Source organism: Streptomyces sp. NPDC001714 (genome assembly GCF_042892755.1).
Taxonomy (GTDB): Bacteria; Actinomycetota; Actinomycetes; order Streptomycetales; family Streptomycetaceae; genus Streptomyces.
The window spans coordinates 472,683-496,285 of sequence record NZ_JBIAUL010000001.1 but is presented as its reverse complement, the minus strand read 5'-3'; the positions used below and the strand labels follow the sequence as shown (position 1 = coordinate 496,285).

The following is a 23,603-nucleotide window of genomic DNA, read 5'->3' as shown; positions in this document are numbered from 1 at the left end:
GGGGGTACCCCCAGTGCCCCTTACCGGGCGCTCCTGTGCGGGGCGTTCAAAGGATCACGTGCGGCAGGAAGCGGGCGTAGTCATCCGTCACCAGGCCCTGCGACTCGCGGATGCCCAGGCCCGCCGCCTCCTCCCCCACCACCCACGCGCCCAGCACCACGCGGTTGCCGTCGAAGTCGGGCAGTGGGGCCAGCTCCTGGTAGCAGCAGGCCTCGTCGCGTACGACGGGCTCCGCGCCCGGCGCATGCACCCGCACGCCCGCGCCCTCACGCCCCAGCAGCGGCTTGCTGACGTAGCCGCGTCCGGTCGCGAGCTCCCTCGGTCCGTCGACGTAGGCGGGGAGGAGGTTCGGGTGGCCGGGGTACAGCTCCCAGAGGATCGCCAGCAGGGCCTTGTTGCTGAGCAGCATCTTCCAGGCGGGCTCGATCCACATCGTCGTGCCGGTGCCGCCGCCGTTGTCCAGGGTGTCGAGGACGTGGCCGGCGAAGTCGTCGGTGGTGAGCCACTCCCAGGGGTAGAGCTTGAAGCAGGCCCGGATGAAGCGGAGCCGGTTGTCGACGAAGCGGCCGGAGAGGGTGTCCCAGCCGATCTCCTCCATGGAGATCCAGTCGGTGGCGAGGCCCGCCTGTTCCGCGGTCTCCTTGAGGTACGCGACCGTCATGAGGTCCTCGCCGAGTTCGTCGGCCGAGGAGTGGGCGAAGTGCAGCGGGGCGCCGGACGGGAGGAGGAGGGCCTGTTTCCGCCAGGCGGCGACCAGGCGTTCGTGGAGGCTGTTCCACTGGTCGGCACCCGGGAAGCGGTCCTCCATCCAGAACCACTGCGCGGACGCCGCCTCCACCAACGAGGTGGGGGTGTCGGCGTTGTACTCCAGGAGCTTCGCCGGGCCCGTGCCGTCGTAGCGGAGGTCGAAGCGGCCGTAGAGGGACGGGAGTTCGGCGCGGCGGTGCCAGGACTCGGTGACGGCCGCCGCGATGCGCGGGTCGGTGACGCCCAGGTCGGCGAAACGATTCTCCGTCACCATGTGGTCCGCCGCCGCCAGGCACATCGCGTGCAGTTCCTCGACGGCCTCCTCCAGCGTCTCCACCTCGTCGAGGGTGAAGGCGTAGTAGGCGCTCTCGTCCCAGTACGGGCGCAGGGCGCCGTCGGGGTGGCGGGTGAGGGGGTAGATCAGCCCCTGTTCCTCGACGGTCTTCTGCCAGCCGGGGCGGGGTTCGGTCGTACGGCGTTCCACGGCGCGGTCAGCCGCCGGAGCTGCCGTGGCCGCTGCCGAAGCCGCCGCGCTTGACGCTGTGGCCACCGCCGGAGGAGCCGCCCGAACCGCTGCGCGGCTTGGTGAAGGAGCCGCCGCTGACCCAGCCGCCCTTCTTCTTGCCGCCGTAGTAGTAGCCCGCGTCGACGGCGGACTTGGTGGTGGTGCAGTTCTTGTCGGAGACGACCTGGTAGCCCTTGGCCGCGGTGTAGCTGTCGCGGTCGACGCAGCGCTTGTCGGGGTCGGAGGAGCAGGCGGTCAGGGCGGCGGCCAGCAGGCCCATGCCGCCGAGGACGACCGTGCCCGAGCGCAGTTGCCGGCGCGCGTCTGCCATGTTCGTGCTCCCCCGTGCGATGCGATGTCCGGCGACAGCCTAGACGAGCGATTTCGAGCCACCGACGCCACCACCGGCAGGCAGCGGGTTGTCATGTACGGGTAAGAAATTCATGTGAAGTCGCCGGTCCCCTGTCGGCGCACCTCGCCCCGCCGGTACCGTCCAGCTGTCCGTACGTGAACGATCAACTTCGGACTCTACGCGCGCAGAACATGTTCCGCCCCACAGAACCGCCTTTCTCTCTACGCGCGCAGAACGACTCGTGCCGCACCACCCGCACCGCCATCCCTCTCGCACCCCCCCACCGATGGAGGAATGACAGATGCCCGGCTTCGCCGCCCCGCGCCGCAAACTCACCACGGCCCTGGCCGTGCTCGGCCTGCTCGCCGCCGGTGCCGCCGTCCAGGCCACCAGCGCCGCGACCCCCGCCCACGCGGCCGCCACCTACAAGGTCCTGTTCGACGACGGCCACGCCGAGGAGGCCGGCAACGCGGACTGGATCATCTCCACCAGCAAGCCCGACCCGCTCGCCCAGGACTCCTCCCCGTCCTCCGACAAGGACTGGACCGGCGCGCTGTCGTCGTGGGGCATCGCCCTGCAGAAGACCGGCGACTACAGCCTCAAGACCGCGACCAGTGCCCTGACGTACGGGGGTTCGTCGACGACCGACCTGTCGAAGTTCGACGCGCTGGTGCTGCCCGAGCCCAACACCAAGTTCACCACCGCCGAGAAGACGGCGATCATGAACTTCGTGAAGGCCGGCGGCGGGCTGTTCATGATCTCCGACCACACCGGGGCCGACCGCAACAGCGACGGCTACGACGCGGTCGAGATCCTCGACGACCTGATGACGAACAACAGCGTGGACTAGACCGACCCGTTCGGGTTCTCGATCGACTCGCTGGACATCGGTTCCGGCTACCCGAAGGCCATCAGCGACAGCTCCAACGCGGTGCTGCACGGCTCCTTCGGCACGGTGACCAAGAGCCTGATCGCCGACGGCACCACCGCGACGCTCAAGCCGTCGGACAACTCCGCCGTCAAGGGCCTGGTGTACCGCAGCGGTTACTCCGGCAACACCGGCGCCTTCTTCGCCACCAGCACCTTCGGCAGCGGCCGGGTCGCCTTCTGGGGCGACAGCTCCCCGATCGACGACGGCACCGGCCAGTCCGGCAACACGCTGTACGACGGCTGGAACGACAGCGGCGCCACCAACGCGGCCCTCGCCCTGAACGCCACCGCCTGGCTGGCCGGCGCCAGCTGACGCCCGCGAAGCCCGAGGAGCGGATCCGGGACCGCCCCGGGCCCGCTCCTTCTTTCCCTCCTCCCGATCACCGCACGCTCCCCTCCCCTACAGTCCCTCTGTGCTCTTCGGAATGGTGTGCGCCCTCGCGGCCGCGATCTGCTTCGGTACGGCGACGGTCCTGCAGGCGATGGCCGCGCGGTCGGCCGGTGACGGTGCAGGCGGGGAGGCGGCACTGCTGCTGCGCGCGGTGCGGCAGTGGCGGTACGTCGTCGGGCTGGGTCTTGACGGGCTCGGGTTCGTGTTCCAGATCCTGGCGCTGCGGTCGCTCCCCATCTACGCGGTGAGCGCGGCTCTGGCGTCGTCGCTCGCGGTGACCGCGGTGGTCGCGGCGCGGCTGCTGCGGGTGCGGTTGAGCGGGGTGGAGTGGGCCGCGGTGGGGGTGGTGTGCGCGGGGCTGGCGATGCTGGGGCTGGCGTCGGGACCGGAGGGGGACCGGGCCGGGTCCACGACGCTGAAGTGGGTGATGCTCGGCACGGCGGTGGGGGTGCTGCTGCTCGGCCTGGCCGGCGGGCGGCTGACCGGGCGTGGGCGGGCGCTGGTCCTCGGCCTCGGGGCGGGGTTCGGGTTCGGGGTGGTGGAGGTGTCGGTGCGGCTGATCGACACCCTGCGGCCGGCCGGGTTGTTCACCGACCCCGCGACCTATGCGCTGCTGATCGGGGGCGGCGGCGCCTTCATGCTGCTGACCTCGGCCCTGCAACGCGGCTCGGTGACCACGGCGACGGCCGGCATGGTCATCGGGGAGACGATCGGCCCGGCGGCGGTGGGGGTCGTATGGCTCGGGGACCGCACCCGGGAAGGGCTGACCTGGCTCGCGGTGCTCGGCTTCGCGGTGGCCGTGGCGGGGACGCTGGCCCTGGGCCGGTTCGGGGAGGCGCCGGCCACCGCCGAGGAGGGGTGAGCCTCCCGCTCGCAGGCGCCTGCCGTCAGTCGGTCTCGGCGTCGCGGGTGCGCTGGTAGTGGCGTCGCGCCTTCATCCGGTTGCCGCACACGGCCATCGAGCACCAGCGGGCCTTGTTGGTCCTGCTGCGGTCGATGAGGAACAGCCGGCACTCCGGGTTGGCGCACGGCCGCAGCCGGCCGGGCAGCGTCTGCTGCACCGCGCTCCACGCCATGACCGCCTCCGCCGCCATCCGGCGTTCCGCGGGGGCGTCCAGCTGCCACTCCACCCCGTCGGCCGAGAGGCGCGGGCGGGAGGTGACGTCTTCCAGGAGCGGGGCCAGCGAGGTGGCGGGCAGGCTGCCGCGCACCACCTCCTGGAGGGCGTCGCGAGCCGCCACGAGGCCGCGGAGTTCGGCCACGGTTCCGCTGCCGCCGTGCGCCCGCTGCCAGGACCGCGCCGCCTCCGGGTCCGCCAGCAGGTCCTGGGCGACCCCGTTGACCACCGGCGTGCTGTTGAGGAGCTCCAGCAGCAGCGCCTCCTGCTGTTCCGGGTCGGCCACCGCCACCCCTCCTAACCGTATCGATGCATCAGACAGGTTAGCACGAGCAGCCCGTACACCTAACCGCCATAACCTGCCTTGACAGGTTAGACGCCCCATGCTCGACTGAGGTGTGTAACCAGTGAAACTCGGCAGAAGGGTTAGGGAGATGGCACCCGCAGTCCACCACCGCACCGCCACCGTCGACGGCCTCGAGGTCTTCTACCGGGAGGCCGGCGACCCGGAGGCACCCACGGTCGTCCTCCTGCACGGCTTCCCGACCAGCTCGCACATGTTCCGCAACCTCGTCCCGGCGCTCGCCGACCGCTATCACGTGATCGCCCCCGACCACATCGGGTTCGGCCAGTCCGCGATGCCCACCCTGGGGGACTTCCCCTACACCTTCGACGCCCTCACCGACGTCACCTCCGGCCTGCTCCGGCACCTGGGTGTCGCCCGCTTCGCGATGTACGTCCAGGACTACGGCGCCCCCATCGGCTGGCGGCTCGCCCTCCGGGCGCCGGACCGGGTCGGCGCGATCATCACCCAGAACGGCAACGCCTACGAAGAGGGCTTCGTCAAGCCGTTCTGGGACGGCGTCTTCGCCTACGCCACCAACCCGGGGCCGGACACCGAGGCCCCGATGCGGGGCGCGCTGACCGTCGAGAGCACCCGCTGGCAGTACGTCAACGGGGTCGCCGACCCGACCCTGGTCAGCCCCGACAACTGGGTCCACGACCAGGCGCTGCTGGACCGCCCCGGCAACGACGAGATCCAGCTCAGGCTCTTCCGCGACTACCCCACCAACGTGGACCTCTACCCGAAGGTCCACCAGTACTTCCGCGACTCGCAGGTCCCGCTGCTGGCGGTCTGGGGCGCGGGCGACGAGATCTTCGGCCCCGCGGGCGCGGAGGCGTTCCGCCAGGACCTGCCCGACGCCGAGATCCATCTCCTCGACACCGGCCACTTCGCCCTGGAGAGCCACCTCGGCGTCATCACCGAGCGCATCCGCACCTTCCTCGGCCGCACCTTCGGCTGATCCACCGGGCGCGGGCACGGGGCGCCCACGAGAGAGACGAGCCGTGGGGCACACCCCGCCGCGGCCGCGCTCACCCCATCGCGGCCGTGATGCCGTCCCACAGCCGGGACCTGGCCTCCAGAGCGACGAGTACGGTCTCGGTGGCCTCGCGCCAGCTTGCGTCGTCGGTGCCGCACAGGTCGGCGACCATCTGGAGGGCCATGGGGGTGTGCTCCTCGCCGTCGACCTCGATGTGGCGGGCGAGGTAGTCCCGGAAGAGCGGGAAGCGGTCGGTGGCCTCCTCCCTGATGACCTGGTCGAACATGTCCGGGATCAGGTCCTCGCGGGAGAAGGCGAAGGCGGCGGCCCGGCAGTGCAGCGGGCGGTCGGCGATGATGCCGAAGGTGGTGCGCACGAACTCGGCGGCCGGAGCGGGGACCTGGGCCACGCGCAGGGCCGCCGGGACGTCGTGGCCCTCGGCCAGGAGCGCGACGAAGGTGTCGACGGGGGCGGTGTCGGCACCCGCCTCGGCCATCGCGGCGCGGTACAGCTCGAAGTGGCTGGTGAAGCCGTCGTTCAGGGCGTCACTCTCCTCGACCAGCGTGATGTCGTTGATCAGCCGGCGGGCGACGGCGGAGCCGTGGGGCACCCAGGGGACGTCGACGCAGGTCAGCTCCCGCTGGAGCGACTTGAGCAGGGACATGAAATCCCAGACGGCGAACACGTGGTGGGCCATGAACGTGGCCAGGTGTTCCCGGTCGGATATTCGCTGGTAAAGCGGGTGCGCGGTCACTTCTTTTCGCGCCGGTTCGATCACGGAACGCGCCTGATCGATTGCCTGTCGACCCTCTTCGGTCAAATTCCAGACGTACCTCGACATGGCGGCCTCCTTGGTTCTGGGACGGCGATCGTGCAACTTCGGCGGCCGACCCGGCAAGCACTTTCCGGAATTACGAGTGAGTTACCAGAAGTAGCGGGCGGCAGAACACGGCAAGCGCATAGAAAGCGCTATAAAGAGTCACTATCCGGACACAAAAAACTCGTTGAAAATTTGAACGCGACTTGTGTCCTTTCCGTAAAGGACACCGTGACCAGTAATCCCGTCACCGTCACCGTGGCCTATCACGTGATGCCGGGTCGCGAGGCCGACTTCCACTCCTGGGGGTGGGCCATGCTGGGCGCGAGCGCCCGCCGGCCGGGGTTCCTCGGCGGCGGTGTCCTAGTCGACCAGGAGACGGAATGGCATGTCGTGTATCGCTTCGCCACCGAGGATTCGGCGCTGGCCTGGGAGAACTCCCCGGATCGCGGTGAGTGGGAGATCCGCGCGGACGGCATAGCCCGGCCCACCGGGCGCCGTAGCGTACAGGGGTCGAAGGAGTGGTTCGACTCGCTGGCCGGGCCGTCGCCCGTGCCACCCCCGCCCACCCCTCCGGCGAAATGGAAACTGTGGTTCATCAACATGAGCGCGGTGTTTCCGCCGGTCCTGCTCTTCAACATCATCGTGATCCCCCATCTCGGCGGCCTCAATCCACTCATTCGCACTCTGGTGCTCTGCCTCTGCGTGACAGCGCTTGTCACGTGGATTCTCATGCCGCGACTTCAGCGTTTCTTCAAGAAATGGCTGTATCCCCCGCTCCAGGCGCTGCGTGGGCGGCACAAACGACGGGCCGCGTAGGCCCGGGAACGACCCGAGGGAGGTGGGCGGGTGAAGACCCTGCTCATCGACAATTACGACTCGTACACCTACAACCTGTTCCAGTTGATCGCCGAGGTCAACGGCGAGGAACCGGTGGTGATCCGCAATGACGAGCCGGCACCGCCCGCTCTCGCGGAGTTCGACAACGTGGTGGTGTCTCCGGGCCCCGGGCATCCGGGCGACGGCCGTGACTTCGGCATCAGCGCCCGGGTGATCGCCGGGGCCGCGGTCCCCGTGCTCGGGGTCTGCCTGGGCCACCAGGGCATCGCGCTCGGGGAGCGGGCCCGGGTGGCGCCCGCTCCGCAGCCGCGGCACGGCCACCTGACCCGGGTGCGGCACGACGGGCGGGACCTCTTCGAGGGTCTGCCCCAGGGCTTCACCGCCGTCCGCTACCACTCCCTCGCGGTGCACGAGCCGCTGCCCGCCACGCTGGAGGCCACCGCCTGGGCCGAGGACGGCGTCCTGATGGGGCTGCGCCACCGCGAACGGCCGCTGTGGGGCGTGCAGTTCCACCCCGAGTCGGTGCTCACCGAGTACGGCCACCGCATGCTGGTGAACTTCCGCAACCTCACCGCCCGCCGGGCCCGCAGAGCGCGTACCAAGAACACCGCGGTCCCCCCGACCACGGCGACCGTCCCCCGGCCCGCGGCCACCGCCTCCCGGACCGCGGCGGCCGTCCCCGGCGCCACCGCCACCATCCCGCGCCCCCGGCAGGCGGACCGCACCCCGCCCGCCCACCGCCTGCACACCCGGCAGATCGCCGGCGCCGTCGACACGGAGGCCGCCTTCACCCGCCTCTTCGCCGCCTCGCCCCGGTCGTTCTGGCTGGACAGCTCGCTCGTCGAGGAGAGCCGCTCGCGCTTCTCCTTCCTGGGCGACGACAGCGGCCCGCTCGCCGAGTTCGTGCGGTACGACGTCACGGCCAGCCGGTGTACGGTCGAGCGGGCCGGACGGCCGCCGCGCAAGGTGTCCGCGAGCGTCTTCGACTACCTGAAGCGGCAGTTGAGCAGCCGCCGGGTGGACGCCGACGGGCTCCCCTTCGACTTCACCGGCGGCTACGTCGGCTACTTCGGCTACGAGACCAAGGCCGACTGCGGCTCCGCGAACCGGCACCGGGCCGACACCCCTGACGCCTGCTGGCTGTTCGCGGACCGGCTGATCGCCGTGGACCACGAGGAGGACGTGACCTACGCGGTCTGCCTGGCGGAGGACACCCCGCAGGCCGCGCGGGCCGCCGAGGAGTGGCTGACGGACACCCTGGCCCAGCTCAGCTTCCTGGCCCCGGCCGCACCCCGGCCGGCCCCGCCCGCCGCCGCGGAGCCGGACCTGGCGGCCGCCGAGCCCTGGCTGGTGCGCGACCGGGCCGCCTACCTCGCCGACATCGAGGCCTGTCAGCGGGAGTTGCGGGCCGGCACCAGCTACGAGGTCTGCCTGACCGACGCGGCCCGGCTGCCCGCCCCGCCCGACCCGTACGCCTTCTACCGGGAGCTGCGCCGCGTCAACCCGGCGCCGTACGCGGCCTTCCTTCGCTTCGGCGACCTGGACGTGGCGGGTTCCTCGCCGGAGCGGTTCCTGCGGATCACCCGGGACGGGGTGGCCGAGGCGAAGCCCATCAAGGGGACGGCGCCGCGCGGGGCGACCCCGTTCGAGGACGCCCGGCTGCGGGACACGCTGGCGGCGGACGACAAGAACCGCGCCGAGAACCTGATGGTCGTCGACCTGCTCCGCAACGACCTGGGCCGGGTCTGCCGTACCGGAACCGTGCGGGTCCCCCGCCTCATGGCCACCGAGACGTACGCGACCGTGCACCAGCTGGTGTCGACGGTGACCGGACGGCTGAGGGCCGGGACGGACGCCGTGGACTGCGTGCGCGCCTGCTTCCCGGGCGGGTCGATGACCGGCGCCCCGAAGCTGCGCACGATGGAGATCATCGACGGCCTGGAGACCGAGGCCCGGGGCGTGTACTCGGGGGCGCTCGGCTACCTCGGGTGCAGCGGCGGCGCGGACCTGAACATCGTCATCCGTACGGCCGTGATGGCGGGCGGCCGGATGCGGCTGGGCGCGGGCGGGGCGATCGTCCTGGACTCGGACCCGGCCGCCGAGTACGACGAGATGCTGCTGAAGACGGCCGCGCAGATGCGGGCGCTGCGGGACCACACGGTGTCGGCCGCGGCGGACGCCGTCGAGGAGGCCGCCCGATGACCCAGGCCCCCGCCCTCACCGCCACGGCCGACCTCGCCGCCACCGCCAACCTCACCGCCACCGCCAACCTCGCCGCCCGTCTCGCCGAACTCGCCGAACGGCACGACCGGCGCGACCGTCCCGCCTTCCACCAGGGCCATCGCGCCTGGACCCACGGCGAGGTGCACGACCTCGGGGCGCGGGCCGCGACCGTGCTCGCCGCCCAGGGTGTGGCCCCCGGCGACCGGGTGGTGCTCGCGCTGCCGGACGGGATCGCGTGGGTGGTGGCCTTCCTCGCCCTCGCCCGGCTCGGTGCCGTGGCCGTCCTGGTCAACCCCGAACTGCCCGCCGCCGACCACGCGTTCATGGCCGACGACACGGAGGCGGTGCTCTGCCTGACGGGACCGGGCCTGGAGGACCGCTTCGCCGGCCGGGCCCGCCTCGGCGCCGACCAGCTCCTCGCCCTCGCCCCCGCCGCCGAACCCGCCGCGGCCCACCCGGTCGACACGGACAGCCCGCTGTACGTGCAGTACACGTCCGGGACGACGGGCAGGCCCAAGGGGGTCGTCCACACCCACGCCCACCCGGCCGCCTACCACGACCTCATCGGGCGGCGGCTGCTCGGCATCACCCCGGACGACGTCACCCTGTCCGTCTCCAAGCTGTACTTCGCCTACGGCTTCGGGAACGCCTTCGTCTTCCCGCTCTTCTCGGGGTCGAGCGCGGTCCTGGTGGACCGGCGCCCGACCCCGGCCGCCGTGGACGAGCTGGTCGCCCGGCACCGGGTGACCCTGCTGTACTCGGTGCCGTCCGCGTACGCGGCGCTGGTCGCCGACCGCGGCACCGGGCAGCACCGGACGTGCTTCGCCTCCGTACGGGCCGCCGTGTCGGCCGGCGAGGGGCTGCCGGACGGGCTGGGCGACCGGGTCACGGAGCTGCTGGGCGCCCCGGTCCTGGAGCAGATCGGCTCCACCGAGGCCGGGCACGCCTTCTGCGCCAACAGTCTCGGCCACAACCACCCCGGCACCCTCGGCCGTCCCGTCCCCGGCTTCGAGGTGGAGTTGCGCGACCATGACGGGCGGCCGGTGCCGGACGGCCACGAGGGCGAGCTGTGGGTGCGCGGGCCCACGGTGACGCCCGGCTATCTCAACCGGCCCGAGGAGACCGCGCGCACCCTGGTCGACGGCTGGCTGGCCACCCACGACCGGGCGGTCCGCGAACCCGACGGCGCCTACCGGCATCTGGGCCGCACCGACGACATGGAGATGGTCGGCGGGATCACCGTCTCCCCGCTGGAGGTGGAGGCCGTCCTGCGCAACCATCCCGCGGTGCGGGAGGTCGCGGTGGCGGCGGTGCCGGACGGGACGGGCGCCGGACGGCTGCGCGCCTTCGTCGTCCCCGCCGTCACCCCGGCGCCGCAGGGGCTCCAGGAGGAGCTGCTGCGGCTGGCCCGGGAGCGGCTCGCGGCCTTCAAGGTCCCGCGCAGCGTCAGCCTCCTGCCCTCCCTGCCCCGCACCCCGACCGGGAAGCTCCGCCGCCATCTGGTGCGCCGGGGCGCGTGGTGACCCCGGCCGTGACCGACCCGACTGAAAGGAACGTCCCCATGCAGGAGCCGCAGGTGTCCCTGATCGGCGACCGCGGATTCTACCTCGGCCCGCTGTTCCGGCGGGCGGCCGACCGGCACGGCGGGGTGTTCGTCACCCTGGACCGGCCCCTGGACACCCACCCGGACCTCGGGGTCCGCCTGAGCTACCCGGAACTGGCCGACGCGGTCGAGGAGTTGTCGGCGCGCCTGTGGGCGGCCGGGGTGCGACCGGCCGAGCAGGTCGTCGTGCACAAGACCGACAACGTCGACATCGTGCTGCTGACCTGCGCGGTCTCCCGGATCGGCGCGGTGCCCGCACTGCTCTCCCCGGCGCTGGCCGGCGAGGTGGTGGGCAAGCTGCTCGCCGGACTGCAGCAGCCGTGGCTGGTCACGGACGGGGCGAAACTGGCCGGCCTGGACGTCAAGGGGCTGGTCCGGCAGACACTCACCGTCGACAGCGTGCCCGGCGTGGTGTCCCTGGCCGAGCACACCGGCGCCAAGGTCCCGCCGGCGATCCGGCTGCACCCGCGCGAACCCGCCCTGATCACCCACAGCTCCGGCACCACCGGCGTCCCCAAACTCGCCGTGCACTGCCCGCAGACCATGTGGAACCGGCTGGTCCCGCAGCAGGCGATGGGCTGGCCCACCCGCGGCGAGGTCGCGGCCCTGCACATGTCCTTCGTGCACTCCCGCTTCTACCACCTGCTCGGCGTCCTGCTGCACTACGGCAGCCCGCTGCTGCTGATCACCGACCCGGACCCGGCGAAGGTCGGCCCGATGCTGGCCCGGCACCGCCCCGGCATCGTCGAGACCCACCCCAACACCTTCGTGCTGTGGGAGGAGCTGGCCGACGCGCCCGGCGCCCCGCTGTCGCGCGTGAAGGCGTACGGCTCGACGTTCGACGCCATCCACCCGCGCACGGTACGACGGCTGCTCGGCGCCTCGAAGCGGCGCAGCCCGTGGCTGCTCCAGCTGTACGGGCAGAGCGAGACCGGTCCGGTGGCCTTCCAGTGGTTCACGCGCCGGAGCGTGGCCCGCGCGGACGGTCGGCGGGTCGGGATCGGGATCCCGGGCTTCACCAGCGTCCGCGTCACCGGCCCCGACGGGCAGCCCGCCGCGCCCGGCACCCCCGGCCGGATCGAGGCCCGCACCCGCGGCCGGATCCTCACCTACCTCGGCGCCCGCGAGCAGTACGAGCGCCAACTGGACGGCGAGTGGTGGCAGATGGGCGACATGGGCTACCGGAGCCGGCTGGGCGCGCTGTACCTGATCGACCGGGAGATCGACCGGATCGACTCGGTGCGCAGCAACCTGGAGGTCGAGGACACCCTCATGGACCGGCTGGAGGAACTGCGTGAGGTGGTCATCGTGCCGGGCGCGGACCGGGAGCCGGTCCCGGTGGTGTGCGTCCGCGGCGAACGGCCGCTGGACCCCGAGCGCTGGCGGGCGGCGACCGCCGACCTGCCGGCGATGGCGGAGCCCCGGCAGTGGCGGTTCGAGGAGCTGCCGATGACGGCGACCTGGAAGGTGAAGCGGGTGGAGATCACCCGGATGCTGGCGGCGGGTGTCCGCGCGTGACCCCCGTGGTCGTGGTCGGCGCCGGACCGGTGGGCCTGTCGGCCGCTCTGGCGCTGCGCGCGCACGGACTGCCGGTGCTTCTCCTCGAAGCCGGCCCCGAGGACCGCGAACGTCCGGGCAGCCGCGCCCTGTTCGTGCACCGTGAGACCCTCGCGCTGCTCGACGGGATGCGGCCGGGGCTGGCCGAGGAGATCGCCTCGTACGGCCGGACCTGGCACACCAGACGCACCCTGTACCGGGGGCGGGAGGTGTACTCCCGCACCTTCCCGCCCCCGCCCGGCCGGCCGCCCTTCACCAGCCTGCGCCAGGTCGACACCGAACGGTTCCTGCGGGAGGCGTGCGCGGAGGCGGGCGTGGAGTCCGTGTGGAACGCACGCGTGATCGGCGTCCGCACCACCGCCTCGGACGTGTCGCTGAGCTGTGCGGACGGCAGGGAGCTGACGTGCGGGTACGTGATCGCGGCGGACGGCGCGCGGTCCGCCGTCCGGGCCGGGCTCGGCATCCCCATGGAGGGCACGCACGGCGAGGGCTTCCACGTGGTCGTCGACGTGGCGGACCGGCCGGGCGCCGAACTGCCCCTGGAACGGGTCTTCCACTACGAGCACCCCGGCGTCGGCGGCCGCAGTGTGATGCGGGTGCCGTTCACCGGCGGCTTCCAGGTGGACCTCCAGTGCCACGCCCACGACCCGGCGGAGGAGTACGGCACCGAGGAGGCCGTCCGCCGCTGGCTGCCCGGGGTGGTGGGCGAGGGACACGAAGACTGCGCGGACCGGATCCTGTGGGTGTCGACGTACCGCTTCCTGCGCAAGGTCGCGGCCTCCTTCACCGACCCGCACCGGCGGGTGCTGCTCGCCGGGGAGGCCGCGCATCTCTTCCCGCCGTTCGGGGCGCGGGGCATGAACAGCGGGATCGCGGACGCGGCGGCCGCGGCGGAGGCGATCGCGAACGGCACGGTGGCGGACTTCGCGGCGGTACGGCGGGCGGCCGCGCTCTTCAACAGCGAGGCGGCCGGGGCCGCCCTGGAGCACCTGCGGCCCCGGCGCCGGAGCGTCCGGCTGCGGCAGCGCGCGGCGGCCGCGCTGGCGCCGGTCCTGCCGTCCTGCGGCTCCTGGCTGGAGCACGCGCCGTACGGGCCGCGGGGCGGGGCAGCGGCACTGGCGGGCCGGAAATACTGAGCCCGGCGACGAGAGGAGGAGCCATGACGCAACCGGTCGTGACGGAAGGCGTGCTGGCGTGGTCGCCGCGCGCCGGCCTGCGGCCCGTCGCGGACGCGGACGAACCGCTGCTGGTCGCGGACTCCTGGCTGGTCCTGGACGGCAGGGTGCGCGGCCTCGCCCGGCACCGGGAGCGCTTCGTGCGGTCCTGCGGCGAGTGCGACGGACCGCCGGCCTACCGGCTGCTGGAGTTCTGGCGGGACATGACGGCCGCGCTGCCCCGCACCGGCGCGTGGTTCCCCCGCGTCGAACTCACGCCCCACCACGTACGACTCCGGCTACGGCACGCCCCGCCGCTCGGCTCCACGGTCGAGGTCTGGGCGATCGGCCGGCCGGACCCCCGCACCGTGCCCCGCCGCAAGGGACCCGACCTGGACACCCTGGCCGAACTCCGCGCCCGGGCGGCCGAGGCGGGAGCCCAGGAGGCGGTGCTGGTGGACCCGTCCGGGGTGGTCCTGGAGGCGGCCACCACCAGCGTCCTCTGGTGGGAGGACGACACCCTCTGCCTGCCACCGCCCCGCCTGCCGGTGCTCCCCGGGGTGACCCTCGCCCTGATCCAGGAGCACGCGGAACGGCTCGGCATCCGCGTGGCCCACCGCGAACGGACCCTCTCCGACCTGGCGGACCGCGAGGTGTGGCTGGTGAACGCCCTGCACGGGATCAGACCGGTGACGCGCTGGGTGGGCGGCCCGGCGAGCGCCGGCGCGGCGGCACGGGCACCGGAGTGGCGGAAGTGGCTCGACGAGGAGGTACCTGAGCCGCTAGAGATGAGCGGCTGAATAGCGCCCCGTAAGGGGCGCTGGGGGTACCCCCAGCCGAAGACTGAAAGAGGAACTGCGCGACAAGCCCCCACGCTCCCGCAGCCGAAAAACACAAAGAAAGCGGCCCGGCAATAATTCACCGGGCCGGATATCAGGCTGTTTTTCATTCGGCTCGCTTGGACTGATAACCCCCCGGCACCATCCGCGTCGCAATGGCGATCCGGTTGTACGCGTTGATGACGGTGGCCGCCCAGACGAGGGCCGCCACCTGCGCCTCGTCGAAGACCCCGGCGGCCTCGGCGTACACCGCGTCCGGGACGTGGCCGTCGGCGACGAACGTCACGGCCTCGGTCAACGCCAGTGCGGCCCGCTCCCGTTCGGTGAAGAAGGGCGTCTCACGCCACGCGTTCAGCGCGTAGATCCGCTGCTCGGTCTCGCCCTGCGCGCGAGCGTCCTTGGTGTGCATGTCGAGGCAGAACGCGCAGCCGTTCAACTGGGAGGCGCGAATTCTGACCAGTTCGAGGATTTCCGACTCGACCTTGGCGTCCTGGGCCGCGGTGACGGCGGCGGCATGCAGGGAACCCATCGCCGACGAGACGTCCGGGGTGATTTTCTTGAGGGCCACGCGAGAAATCTGATCGCCATTGCTCATGAGGGCGACTCTAGCCTCCGGAATTGAATTACGGGGGCGGTTGCCGTGGAATTCGGGCGCCGCCGGTCACAGCCGGGTCGGACAGCACCGCGCACAGGATCTCCAGCGCGCCCGACCAGGCGTGGTCGGGCGGGGTGCCGTAGCCGAGGACGAGGGCGTCCGGGGGTGCGGTGGCCGCGCCGGGGTGGCGGTGGCGCGGGGTGAGGCCCTCGACGGCGAGGCCGCGGTCCGCGGCGGCCCGGATCACCCGCTGCTGGGTGCCGGGCGGCAGCCGCAGCACGACGTGCAGACCCGCCGCGATGCCGGTGACCCGGATCGCAGGGGCGCGCTCGGCGAGGGCCCTGACCAGGGCGTCCCGGCGCCGCCGGTAGCGGGAGCGGGCCGCCCGGACATGGCGGTCGTAGGCGCCGGAGGTGAGGAACTCGGCCAGCGTCAGCTGGTCCGGCGCCCCGCAGGTGTCCACGCCGCCCTTGACCGCCGTCACCTCCCGGACCACGGCCGGCGGCAGCACCATCCAGGCCAGCCGCAGGCCCGGCGCCAGGGACTTGCTGGCGGTGCCCAGGTAGACCACCTCGTCGGGGGCGAGGCCCTGGAGGGCGCCTACGGGCCGCCGGTCGTAGCGGAACTCGCCGTCGTAGTCGTCCTCCAGGACCAGGCCACCGGTGCGCCGCGCCCAGTCCACGACGGCCGCCCGCCGGTCGTGGTGCAGCGCCACGCCCATCGGGAACTGGTGCGAGGGGGTGAGCAGTACGGCGGCCGCCCCCTGGGCCAACTCCCCGGTGTCCGTGCCGAGTTCGTCGAAGGGCAGCGGGACCTGGCGGAGACCGGCCGCCGTCAGCAACTGCCAGTGCTCGTCGAGGCCGTACGACTCCACGGCGACCGTGTCCGCCCCGCGGGCCCGCAGCAGCCGGCCGAACAGGCTGAGGCCGTGGCTGAACCCCGCGCAGATCACGATCCGTTCGGGGTCGGCGCGTACGCCCCGGGCACGGGCGAGGTAGGCGGCGAGCGCGGTGCGCAGTTCGGCGCGGCCGCGTGGATCGCCGTAGCCGAAGGCCTCGTTGGGTGCGGCGGTGAGGGCGCGGCGGGCGGCCTTGAGCCACTCGGCGCGCGGGAAGGCGGAGACGTCGGGGAAGCCGGCGCGCAGGTCGTAGGCGGGCCGGTGGGCGGCCGTGTCCGCGGGGGTCTCCGCCTGCCGCACCGGCGCCACGCCCGTCGCGACCCGGGTGCCGGAGCCCTGCCGGGCGGTGAGCCAGCCCTCGGCGACCAGGTCGGCGTAGGCGTCGGCGACGGTGTTGCGGGCGATGGCCAGGTCGACGGCGAGGGAACGGGAGGAGGGCAGCCGGGTGCCGGGGAGCAGCCGGCCGCTGCGCACGGCCTCGCGCAGGGCGTCGGTCAGACCCCGGCGCAGGCCCGGACCGGCCGCCGGTTCCAGGTGGAGGTCGACGCCCAGAGCGGCCCGAGCGGGCTGCGTGGGCCGGGTGGGCTGAATGGCCCATGCTTTCTGCATGGAAATGGACCATACGCCTGGGCTGCCTGGCACCTAGTGTCGGCATCATGAGCAATCAGGAAAACGCCGAGTACGTCCCCGAGCACACCCCCCGCCTGGCCTGGGCCCAGCACGCGCCCGAGGTCTACAAGGCGATGGTCCGCCTGGACGGCGCCGCCCGTAAGGGCCTGGATGCCAAGCTGTTCGAGCTGGTGAAGATCCGCGCCTCGCAGCTCAACCACTGTGCGTACTGCCTCGACATGCACACCAAGGACGCGCTCGCGGCGGGCGAGAGCATCGCGCGCATCGTCCAGCTCAGCGCGTGGGAGGAGTCGAAGCACTTCTACACCGAGCAGGAGCTCGCCGCGATCGAGCTGACCGAGGCGGTCACGGTGCTGACTGGGGGCACCTCGCGGACGAAGTCTGGGGGAGGCTCCGTGCCGGACGAGGTCTACGAGCGGGCCGCGAAGCACTTCGACGAGGTGCAGCTGACGCAGCTGATCGCCTCGATCATCGTGATCAACTCCTGGAACCGGTTCGCCGTGACGACCCGTATGGTCCCCGGGCACTACACGCCGGGACAGCACGGGTGAGCAAGGCCGGCGTCTTCCGGGCGCTGCACCACGGGCGCCTGCCCGGTGACCCTCTGGTCCTGCCCGGTCCCTGGGACGCGGCCAGCGCCCGGGCCCTGGAGGCGGCCGGGTTCCCGGCGCTGGCGACGCCCAGTGCCGGGGTCGCGGCGAGTCTGGGGTACGCGGACGGCGAGACCCCGGCTGCGGAGATGTTCGCGGCGGTCGCGCGGATCGCGCGGGCCGTGGACGTGCCGGTGTCTGCGGACGTGGAGGACGGCTACGGGCTGGCGCCGAAGGAGCTGGTCGAGCGCCTGCTCGAGGCGGGCGTGGTCGGCTGCAACCTCGAGGACTCCGGCGAGGGCGTCCTCAAGGACCCGCACGAGCACGCCGAGTGGCTGGCCGAGGTCCGCCGGTCCGCCGGTGACCGGCTGTTCGTCAACGCCCGCGTCGACACCTTCGCGCGCGGGGTCACCGACCCCGACCGGACCATCGAGCGGGCCGCGCTGTACGTGGCGGCGGGTGCGGACTGCGTGTACCCGATCGACGCCCCGGCCGCCGTACTCCCCCTCCTGCGCGCCGGCATCGAGGGCCCGCTGAACATGTACGCCCGCGTGGACGGCGAGGGCCCCTCGCCCGCCGGACTCGGCGAACTCGGGGCCACCCGCGTCACGTTCGGACCGGGCCTGCTGCGGCTGGCCCTGCGGTCACTGCACGCGATCCCGCACTAGGCGTACGGCGCGCTGCTCGTCCCGGGGCGGAAGCGCCGGTACAGCACCGCTCCGGCCGCCAGCGAGGCGAGGCTCACGGCGGCCGGCGCCCAGGGGCTCGTCGCGCCGGTGTGGGCGAGCGTGTCGGTCGTCCGCTGCCGCACGACGGTGGTCCGCCTCGGCTGCGCCTTGGCCGGGTGCTGCGGCTCGTGGTGAACCCGCGGCGTGTCCGGTGTGGACGCGTCCGGCGCGTCGGGGTGGTCGTCCGAACCGTTGCTCGACTCGTTGCCGAAGACCGGGTTGAGGGCACCCACCAGGTTCGCGCTGTTGCCGCTGATGTTCACGGGCACGTGGACGGGGACCTGGACGAGGTCGCCGGAGAGAATTCCCGGCGAGTCATGGGCGGTTCCCTCGGTCGTGGCCCGGCCCGACGTCGTGGAGCCCGCCGTCCCCGAAGCCTTGTGCCCCTCGTTGGAGCACTTGTTGCCCATCGCGGGATTGAGCAGCCCGACCACGTCCACGGTGTTCCCGCAGACGTTCACCGGGACGTCCACCGGCAACTGGATGGCGTTGCCGGACGCCAGCCCGGGCGAACCGCTCGCGGTGCCGTCCGCGGCGGAGTCGGCGTGAGCCGTCCCCGCGACTGCCATCGCGCCAGAGGCGACGGCGATGGCGATCACACTGTTTCGGGTAGCCCGTTTCATGGATCCCTGCCCTTCCAGACGCGTTGCGGGCACTCACCCGCGCCCGGGAAACGCAAACTAAACGAAAGAAGTGACGGTTTATCAGCCATTTGCCCCGTACGGGCAGGCCGAGTTGTGCGCTGATGCGCGGTCCGGGCCCAGGAAGTCACGGCAGATGCTCCCGGGGCCCGCGACGCGTTTCGACCGATCAGGTCAGAATGCCTGGTTGCTGCAGCTCACGTCCGAGCCCAGGTGGTTTTGCTGCGCGCCCGGGTTGCCTTCGCCGTTCAGGTTGCCGGCCAGGCCGGTGAGGGCGCCGATGTTGCCGAGCACGTCGATGTTCATGTCGTGCGAGCGGCACTCGTTGCCCTGTGTGACGTCGATGTCGTGGCCCGGCTCGCTGTGGGCGAAGGCGGTGTTGCAGCCGACGGAGCAGACGCTCCCGAGGACGGCGGCGCCCGCGAGGACTGCCTTCTGGAACGTGCGCATTGGTTCTCCGTTGGTCGAGCGGATGGGGATCCGCTGCAGATCGAGTGGGGTTGCGGACGATTACGGGGAGGCCGTCAGCCGAGTCGGGGAAGCCCCAGCTGGCCGACGGGAGGCGCCGCGACCTGTCCGAGGCCGACCGGGACAAGGCCGGGCACGCTCGGCGCCCCGAGGATCGGGTTGACGAGCGGGTTCACCTGCGGGTTCACCTGGGGGTTCACCTGCGGGGTGACATGCGTCGGGCCGTCCGGGGCGTAGCCGGGGGGCACGGCCAGCTGCGGAGCGACCTGCGGCATGACCTGGGGCATGACCTGCGGCACGACCTGCGGCGGGGCCGCCTGCGGCTGGTACTGGGGCTGCGGCGCGGCCTGCTGCTGGTACTGGGGCTGCGGGGCGGCCTGCGGCTGGTACTGAGGTTGCGGCGCGGCCTGCGGCTGGTACTGAGGCTGCGGGGCAGCCTGCGGCTGGTACTGGGGCTGCGGCGCGGCCTGCTGCTGCGGGTACGAGGGTGCGGCGGTGGCCTGAGCCGATCCCTGCGACGAGGCCGAGGCGGAGGCGTAACCGGTCTGCTGCTGGGGGTACTGGGGCGGGGGCGCGGCCTGCGGCTGGTACTGAGGCTGCGGCGCGGCCTGCGGCTGGTACTGAGGCTGCGGCGCGGCCTGCTGCTGCGGGTACGCGGGGACCGTGGCCTGGGCCGATCCCTGCGTCGAGCCGGAGGCGTAAGGGCCCTGCTGCGGCGCGGGGGCCTGGGGCGGGGCTTGGGAAACCGGCTGGTCCGGAGCCGGCGCCGGTACTGGACCGCCGTATCCGACGGGAGTGTCGGCATAGCTGACGCCGGCGCCGATGGCGGACAGACCACCGGCCGCCGCCAGAACGAGCGCGGCCTTGTGAAGCTTGCGCATGAAACCCTCGGCCCTTCGATACCTGAATTGGGAAGTCCATTGCGATCAGTGCGGTCGCGCGTGCAGTCGGTGCGGTAATTTCACCGGCTTTCAGCAGCGGTACTCCTGAGCAGCACGCGGACTTCGCATCGGAGTCGGCAGCGATTCGCCTCGTACTCCTCGGGTCCACGGCCGCCGCCCTCTCCCCGCTGGAACGAGGATTTCCTGGCTGTGGTCACGGGCACCCAAAGGCACGTCACTCTTTTGCCGCCATCGGGACGGATTTTCCGTTCATATGGCCTTGCGGCAGACGGGTGACCACGGCACCGCTCCCGTATCCGAGTCCGCGCGCCTTTCGTTCCCCACGGAGTGAGGGCGAAGGTCCGTCCAAGCCGCCCAGGGCAGCAATAACAGCGACAACTGCGCTGCCTCATCAGTCATTTCATCAGGTTCCGTGCACAGATCAAATGAAGAGCCGAGGATTCCATGCGCAAGTTTCGGCAAGTCGCGCTCATCGTCGCAGCAGCCGGCGGCCTGACCGCCGTCGGTGCCGGCCCCAGCTCCGCTGCCCCCGCCGCCTACAACGGGCCCATGCCGACGCCCGTTTCACAGCCGGACACCGAGGCCGCAGCGGCCACCTCCGCGCAGGCGACCGCGCAGACGTACGGCACGCCGGCCCCGCAGCAGGCGTACCCGCAGCGGGGCACCGATGTCGCCCCGCAGCTCAACCCTCAGCTGAACCCGCAGATCAGCCCCCAGATCTCGCCGCAGGCCGCGCAGGCCCCGCAGACGGCGCAGGGTGGCCCGGTGGGGCAGAACAACTTGTTCCGTCCGTACCAGGAGTGCAGCCCGCAGAGCCTGCTCGACGCGAATGTCCCGGTCGCCCTGCTCGCCGCCTCCCAGACCCGGGGCGTCGACTGCACCCAGGCCAACAGCCAGTCGAACGCCCTCGCCAGCGCGCAGCGGCAGGGCTGACGGCCGCAATTCACCGCCCGACGCGGGCCCTTGGAGGATCGCGGCCAATGGGCCCGCGCGCCGCGTTACGACTTTTGGGTGTTTCTGCCGCGCGATCAAGAGAGCAGCGCGTCGCCGCAATTTCTGGCGTATTTCGTACTAATCTCCCGTAACTGTAAAAAGTCGATCTGCCACAGATCGCACCCCACACTCCACGGAGATGACATGCGCAAGCTTCGCAACGTTGCCGTCCTGGTCGCCGCGCTCAGCAGCATCGGCCTGAGTGGCACGGCCTACGCCGGCGGCGGCGGCCACGGCGGCGACAAGTTCGACATCACGCAGAGCAACCACTGCAAGTCGCACGACCTGAACGTCGACGTCCTCGGCAACGTCGGACTCCTCAACGGCGTGCTGGACCTCAACCCCGAGGGCAACCCGGGCGCCCAGAACAACAACACCGGCTCGACGCTGAGCTGCAGCAACAGCGCCTTCTGAGTTGTGTCCGGCGCCTGGCGCCGGGCGGTGAAATGGTCCCGGCACCGGGCCCCAGGCCGGGTGTCGGGACCATTTGTGTGCTCCGACAGAGCTCCAAGGTAGCGAAAAGGCAATCGAGTTCGGCGCGTCGCCCAATTCATTCGGGCATTTCGCATCAGCATTCATCGACACAGACGGCGATTTCTCGCACATCGCCTCCATCTCATTCCAACGGAGATCACATGCACAAGCTCCGCACGGCTGCCGCTGTTCTCGCCGCATTCGGGAGCCTCGGCCTCCTGGGTGCCGGCACCGCCCACGCCGACCAGGGCGGGGGCAAGAAGGACGGTGACTGGTTCAACGTCCAGCAGAGCAACCACTGCAGGACGCACGACCTGAACCTCAACGTCCTCGGCAACCTCGGACTCCTCAACGGCCTGCTGGGCCTCAACGACGAGGGCAACCCGGGCGCCCAGAACAACAACACCGGCTCGAAGCTGAGCTGCAGCAACGAGGTCGGCAAGTAACGCACAACGGCAATCCCCGGTACCCGACCAGTGGTCGGGTACCGGGGATTGCCGTTTCTCCGGTCCGGCATGCGCCGGACGCTCAGAACTCGAGGTGCGGCTTCTTGAAGTCCTTGGGCAGCTTTTCCGTGTTGGAGCAGTGCACGGCGTCCCCGACGCTGGAGGATCCGCCGTCCAGCACCTGGTCACCCGGAAACACCGTGCGCGGGCGGTCGGACGTCGAGCAGTCAAGCGCCTGCTTGAGAACGTGTACCCCGTCCTTGTCGGTGCGGGTCTCGTTCTTGTGAACGCAGACGGCGCCGTGCTCGGTGCTCCTGCAGCCGTCCGGGGGCTGGTCCGCGTACGCGTGTCCGGCGCCGACGCAGAGCGCGGCGAGACTTCCGACGAGCCCCGAGACGGTGGCCATCTTCCGTGAAGTGAACATGAGTTGTCTTCCTTTACGACGGGGGCCCGTGCACGCGCGCCGTTGACCGGCGCGCGCCCGGGCCCGAGAAGGTCGAAGAAGTGCCGCAGCCCGGACGCGTACCTCGACGGAGTCGGGGTGCGTCCGGGCTGCCTTCGCCATGGTTGTCACTCAGCACACCGGTGAGCGGACCGAAGCGATGCCGGTCCCGGATGCCGAGTTCGTGCGAGGTGCGTCTTTACTCGCCACCCTGGCCCTGGTCGTAACCGCCCTGCTCGGGACCGGGGTTCCCCTGGTCCTCAGGCTGCCCCTGCTCCGGACCCTGCTCCGGGCCGGCGTAGTAACCGCCCCCGACGGCCAGGGCGTTGGCAGTCGAGTTGGCCACGGCGGTGATCTGCGGGGGCGCGTCCTCGCCGCCAGCGGCGGAGCTGACCCCGGCACCGAGGAAGGAGAGCCCGGCAACCGCTGCCGCTACGAGTGCGACGCGCTGAAACTTACGCATGGTTGACCCTTTCTTGTCCAGGCGGGACGCCCGGCTTGATTACGTACGGTGAGCTTATACACACACTCCGTAGTTAGCCGAGGATCTACGCCCGGCATGTGGCGCGTCGCCCCCGTCTGCCGTACCGGCGGCTCTACCGGAGGCCGACCGGGAGCGTCCGGCCCATGGCACCGAACGAGCGGCCGGGCGACCCCTGCTCGTCACCGGCCTCCACGGGCGCAACCCCATCCGCCGTGCGGGAACAGACACCCTCGGGCCGCGCCTGGTCCGACTTGACCCCCAGGAGGGTGAGCACCGTCGGGGGCTCCACATAACCGCAGGTCTCCCGATGCGGGAGGGAACCGCCTTCAGGAACCACGCCCTTGATCCGCTGGGTACAGGTGAGGTTGCCCAAGAGATCGCTGGTGCACTTTCCCGGGCCCGCCGCGGCGTACGCGGGAGCGAGGCCGACGCAGGCCACGGCGATGCCGCCGACCAGCCCCGAGACAGTCGCGATCTTCTTCCTGCTGAACATGCGATGCGCTTTCCGTTGTGAGGACACCCGCCGAACTCAGCCGCTGAAAGCCTGGTTGTACTGGCCACAGCCGGTGTCGAGGGTGTCGGCGAGGCCGAGCACGCCGATCGGGACGTCGTTCTCGGACACCGTCTGCGGGCTGCACTCCTGGTAGGGGCGGTACTGGTTGGACACCTGCGGCCCACTGTCGTAGGCGTCGGCCACGGCGGGGGAGGCGCCGACGGCGGACAGGCCGCCGGCGGCCGCCACTGCTGCGATCACGACCTGCTGAAGCTTGCGCATGGAACCCTCGGTCCTTTGCTCATACGGCGAATTGGTTGCCTAGCGTGAATGCATGAACACTAGCAGTAGCGGGACGAGAGGTTCCACAACGGACATCCACCCCGAGGGTGACATAGCAGCACATAATCACCTTATGGTCG

At 71.6% G+C, this 23,603-nt stretch carries 26 protein-coding genes and 1 pseudogene; 14 read left to right on the top strand and 13 right to left on the bottom strand.

All coding sequences use genetic code 11. The features are described 5' to 3' along the window. Positions 1–46 precede the first annotated feature (46 nt). Both ACFY0P_RS02335 and ACFY0P_RS02330 read right to left on the bottom strand, forming a co-directional pair. Complete coding sequence (locus tag ACFY0P_RS02335) at positions 47–1,231, bottom strand: glutathionylspermidine synthase family protein (RefSeq protein WP_388906357.1); 1,185 nt, start codon at positions 1,229–1,231, stop codon at positions 47–49. Positions 1,232–1,238: 7 nt separating this feature from the next. Further along, positions 1,239–1,583 carry a hypothetical protein gene (locus tag ACFY0P_RS02330; protein ID WP_388906355.1) on the bottom strand — a complete coding sequence of 115 codons (345 nt, stop codon included), beginning with the start codon at positions 1,581–1,583 and terminating at the stop codon, positions 1,239–1,241. Positions 1,584–1,905: 322 nt separating this feature from the next. On the opposite strand from ACFY0P_RS02330, the pseudogene ACFY0P_RS02325 reads away from it, so the two are divergent. Together ACFY0P_RS02325 and ACFY0P_RS02320 are read left to right on the top strand one after the other, a co-directional pair. After that, a pseudogene (locus ACFY0P_RS02325) lies at positions 1,906–2,844 on the top strand (hydrolase); the annotation flags it as partial. A 115-nt stretch (positions 2,845–2,959) separates the two neighbouring features. Continuing rightward, positions 2,960–3,787 carry a DMT family transporter gene (locus ACFY0P_RS02320; protein WP_388907277.1) on the top strand — a complete coding sequence of 276 codons (828 nt, stop codon included), beginning with the start codon at positions 2,960–2,962 and terminating at the stop codon, positions 3,785–3,787. A 25-nt stretch (positions 3,788–3,812) separates the two neighbouring features. On the opposite strand, the gene ACFY0P_RS02315 is transcribed toward ACFY0P_RS02320, so the two are convergent. Continuing rightward, on the bottom strand, positions 3,813–4,328 hold the full coding sequence (locus tag ACFY0P_RS02315; protein ID WP_388906353.1) for a CGNR zinc finger domain-containing protein: 516 nt from the start codon (positions 4,326–4,328) through the stop codon (positions 3,813–3,815). A 148-nt stretch (positions 4,329–4,476) separates the two neighbouring features. Between ACFY0P_RS02315 and ACFY0P_RS02310 the strand changes: the two genes are divergently transcribed. Further along, positions 4,477–5,346, top strand: a complete 870-nt coding sequence (locus ACFY0P_RS02310) for an alpha/beta fold hydrolase (protein ID WP_388906351.1) — start codon at positions 4,477–4,479, stop codon at positions 5,344–5,346. 70 nt (positions 5,347–5,416) lie between these two features. Here the strand turns inward: ACFY0P_RS02310 and ACFY0P_RS02305 are convergent, their stop codons facing one another. Then, complete coding sequence (locus ACFY0P_RS02305) at positions 5,417–6,142, bottom strand: DUF3050 domain-containing protein (protein ID WP_388906349.1); 726 nt, start codon at positions 6,140–6,142, stop codon at positions 5,417–5,419. Between the two features lie 270 nt (positions 6,143–6,412). Here ACFY0P_RS02305 and ACFY0P_RS02300 point away from each other — a divergent pair, with 270 nt between their 5' ends. Genes ACFY0P_RS02300 through ACFY0P_RS02275 form a run of 6 tightly spaced genes read left to right on the top strand, consistent with a single transcriptional unit; the run spans position 6,413 to position 14,358 of the window. After that, positions 6,413–7,000 carry an antibiotic biosynthesis monooxygenase gene (locus ACFY0P_RS02300; RefSeq protein ID WP_388906347.1) on the top strand — a complete coding sequence of 196 codons (588 nt, stop codon included), beginning with the start codon at positions 6,413–6,415 and terminating at the stop codon, positions 6,998–7,000. A 30-nt stretch (positions 7,001–7,030) separates the two neighbouring features. Next, positions 7,031–9,223 carry an aminodeoxychorismate synthase component I gene (gene pabB, locus ACFY0P_RS02295; protein ID WP_388906345.1) on the top strand — a complete coding sequence of 731 codons (2,193 nt, stop codon included), beginning with the start codon at positions 7,031–7,033 and terminating at the stop codon, positions 9,221–9,223. Then, complete coding sequence (locus ACFY0P_RS02290) at positions 9,220–10,767, top strand: AMP-binding protein (protein ID WP_388906343.1); 1,548 nt, start codon at positions 9,220–9,222, stop codon at positions 10,765–10,767. The genes pabB and ACFY0P_RS02290 overlap by 4 nt, the downstream gene beginning before the upstream one ends. Positions 10,768–10,805: 38 nt before the next feature. Next, positions 10,806–12,365: a class I adenylate-forming enzyme family protein gene (locus ACFY0P_RS02285; RefSeq protein ID WP_388906341.1), complete on the top strand. Its 1,560-nt coding sequence runs from the start codon at positions 10,806–10,808 to the stop codon at positions 12,363–12,365. After that, positions 12,362–13,540 (top strand): FAD-dependent monooxygenase, encoded by a 1,179-nt coding sequence (locus ACFY0P_RS02280; protein WP_388906339.1) that lies wholly within the window; start codon positions 12,362–12,364, stop codon positions 13,538–13,540. The genes ACFY0P_RS02285 and ACFY0P_RS02280 overlap by 4 nt, the downstream gene beginning before the upstream one ends. Before the next feature lie 23 nt (positions 13,541–13,563). Then, positions 13,564–14,358, top strand: coding sequence for an aminotransferase class IV (locus ACFY0P_RS02275; protein ID WP_388906336.1), 795 nt, complete (start codon positions 13,564–13,566; stop codon positions 14,356–14,358). A 145-nt stretch (positions 14,359–14,503) separates the two neighbouring features. On the opposite strand, the gene ACFY0P_RS02270 is transcribed toward ACFY0P_RS02275, so the two are convergent. Both ACFY0P_RS02270 and ACFY0P_RS02265 read right to left on the bottom strand, forming a co-directional pair. Continuing rightward, positions 14,504–14,992, bottom strand: a complete 489-nt coding sequence (locus ACFY0P_RS02270) for a carboxymuconolactone decarboxylase family protein (protein ID WP_388906334.1) — start codon at positions 14,990–14,992, stop codon at positions 14,504–14,506. A 28-nt stretch (positions 14,993–15,020) separates the two neighbouring features. Then, positions 15,021–16,499, bottom strand: coding sequence for a PLP-dependent aminotransferase family protein (locus ACFY0P_RS02265; RefSeq protein WP_388906332.1), 1,479 nt, complete (start codon positions 16,497–16,499; stop codon positions 15,021–15,023). Positions 16,500–16,546: 47 nt separating this feature from the next. Here ACFY0P_RS02265 and ACFY0P_RS02260 point away from each other — a divergent pair, with 47 nt between their 5' ends. After that, positions 16,547–17,071: a carboxymuconolactone decarboxylase family protein gene (locus tag ACFY0P_RS02260; RefSeq protein ID WP_388906330.1), complete on the top strand. Its 525-nt coding sequence runs from the start codon at positions 16,547–16,549 to the stop codon at positions 17,069–17,071. Further along, positions 17,068–17,778, top strand: a complete 711-nt coding sequence (locus tag ACFY0P_RS02255; RefSeq protein ID WP_388906327.1) for an isocitrate lyase/phosphoenolpyruvate mutase family protein — start codon at positions 17,068–17,070, stop codon at positions 17,776–17,778. The genes ACFY0P_RS02260 and ACFY0P_RS02255 overlap by 4 nt, the downstream gene beginning before the upstream one ends. On the opposite strand, the gene ACFY0P_RS02250 is transcribed toward ACFY0P_RS02255, so the two are convergent. The 3 genes from ACFY0P_RS02250 to ACFY0P_RS02240 form a co-directional block, all read right to left on the bottom strand. After that, positions 17,775–18,437, bottom strand: coding sequence for a chaplin (locus tag ACFY0P_RS02250; protein ID WP_388906324.1), 663 nt, complete (start codon positions 18,435–18,437; stop codon positions 17,775–17,777). The two genes, ACFY0P_RS02255 and ACFY0P_RS02250, sit on opposite strands and share 4 nt — an antisense overlap. Before the next feature lie 216 nt (positions 18,438–18,653). Next, positions 18,654–18,929, bottom strand: coding sequence for a hypothetical protein (locus ACFY0P_RS02245; protein WP_388906322.1), 276 nt, complete (start codon positions 18,927–18,929; stop codon positions 18,654–18,656). A 74-nt stretch (positions 18,930–19,003) separates the two neighbouring features. Then, on the bottom strand, positions 19,004–19,828 hold the full coding sequence (locus ACFY0P_RS02240; RefSeq protein WP_388906320.1) for a hypothetical protein: 825 nt from the start codon (positions 19,826–19,828) through the stop codon (positions 19,004–19,006). A gap of 465 nt (positions 19,829–20,293) precedes the next feature. Between ACFY0P_RS02240 and ACFY0P_RS02235 the strand changes: the two genes are divergently transcribed. From ACFY0P_RS02235 to ACFY0P_RS02225, 3 genes are all read left to right on the top strand, one after another. Beyond that, the gene (locus tag ACFY0P_RS02235; protein ID WP_388906318.1) at positions 20,294–20,782 is read left to right on the top strand and encodes a hypothetical protein; all 489 of its coding nucleotides are present in this window, start codon (positions 20,294–20,296) and stop codon (positions 20,780–20,782) included. Between the two features lie 204 nt (positions 20,783–20,986). Then, the gene (locus ACFY0P_RS02230) at positions 20,987–21,256 is read left to right on the top strand and encodes a hypothetical protein (RefSeq protein WP_388906316.1); all 270 of its coding nucleotides are present in this window, start codon (positions 20,987–20,989) and stop codon (positions 21,254–21,256) included. Positions 21,257–21,477: 221 nt separating this feature from the next. Beyond that, positions 21,478–21,762 (top strand): hypothetical protein, encoded by a 285-nt coding sequence (locus tag ACFY0P_RS02225; RefSeq protein WP_388906313.1) that lies wholly within the window; start codon positions 21,478–21,480, stop codon positions 21,760–21,762. A gap of 82 nt (positions 21,763–21,844) precedes the next feature. On the opposite strand, the gene ACFY0P_RS02220 is transcribed toward ACFY0P_RS02225, so the two are convergent. The 4 genes from ACFY0P_RS02220 to ACFY0P_RS02205 all read right to left on the bottom strand — a co-directional run bounded on the left by ACFY0P_RS02220 (position 21,845) and on the right by ACFY0P_RS02205 (position 23,463). After that, complete coding sequence (locus ACFY0P_RS02220; RefSeq protein WP_388906311.1) at positions 21,845–22,186, bottom strand: hypothetical protein; 342 nt, start codon at positions 22,184–22,186, stop codon at positions 21,845–21,847. A 217-nt stretch (positions 22,187–22,403) separates the two neighbouring features. Next, positions 22,404–22,667, bottom strand: coding sequence for a hypothetical protein (locus ACFY0P_RS02215; RefSeq protein WP_388906309.1), 264 nt, complete (start codon positions 22,665–22,667; stop codon positions 22,404–22,406). Between the two features lie 133 nt (positions 22,668–22,800). Next, the gene (locus ACFY0P_RS02210) at positions 22,801–23,181 is read right to left on the bottom strand and encodes a hypothetical protein (RefSeq protein WP_388906307.1); all 381 of its coding nucleotides are present in this window, start codon (positions 23,179–23,181) and stop codon (positions 22,801–22,803) included. Between the two features lie 36 nt (positions 23,182–23,217). Then, positions 23,218–23,463, bottom strand: a complete 246-nt coding sequence (locus tag ACFY0P_RS02205; protein WP_388906305.1) for a hypothetical protein — start codon at positions 23,461–23,463, stop codon at positions 23,218–23,220. Between the last annotated feature and the right edge of the window lie 140 nt (positions 23,464–23,603).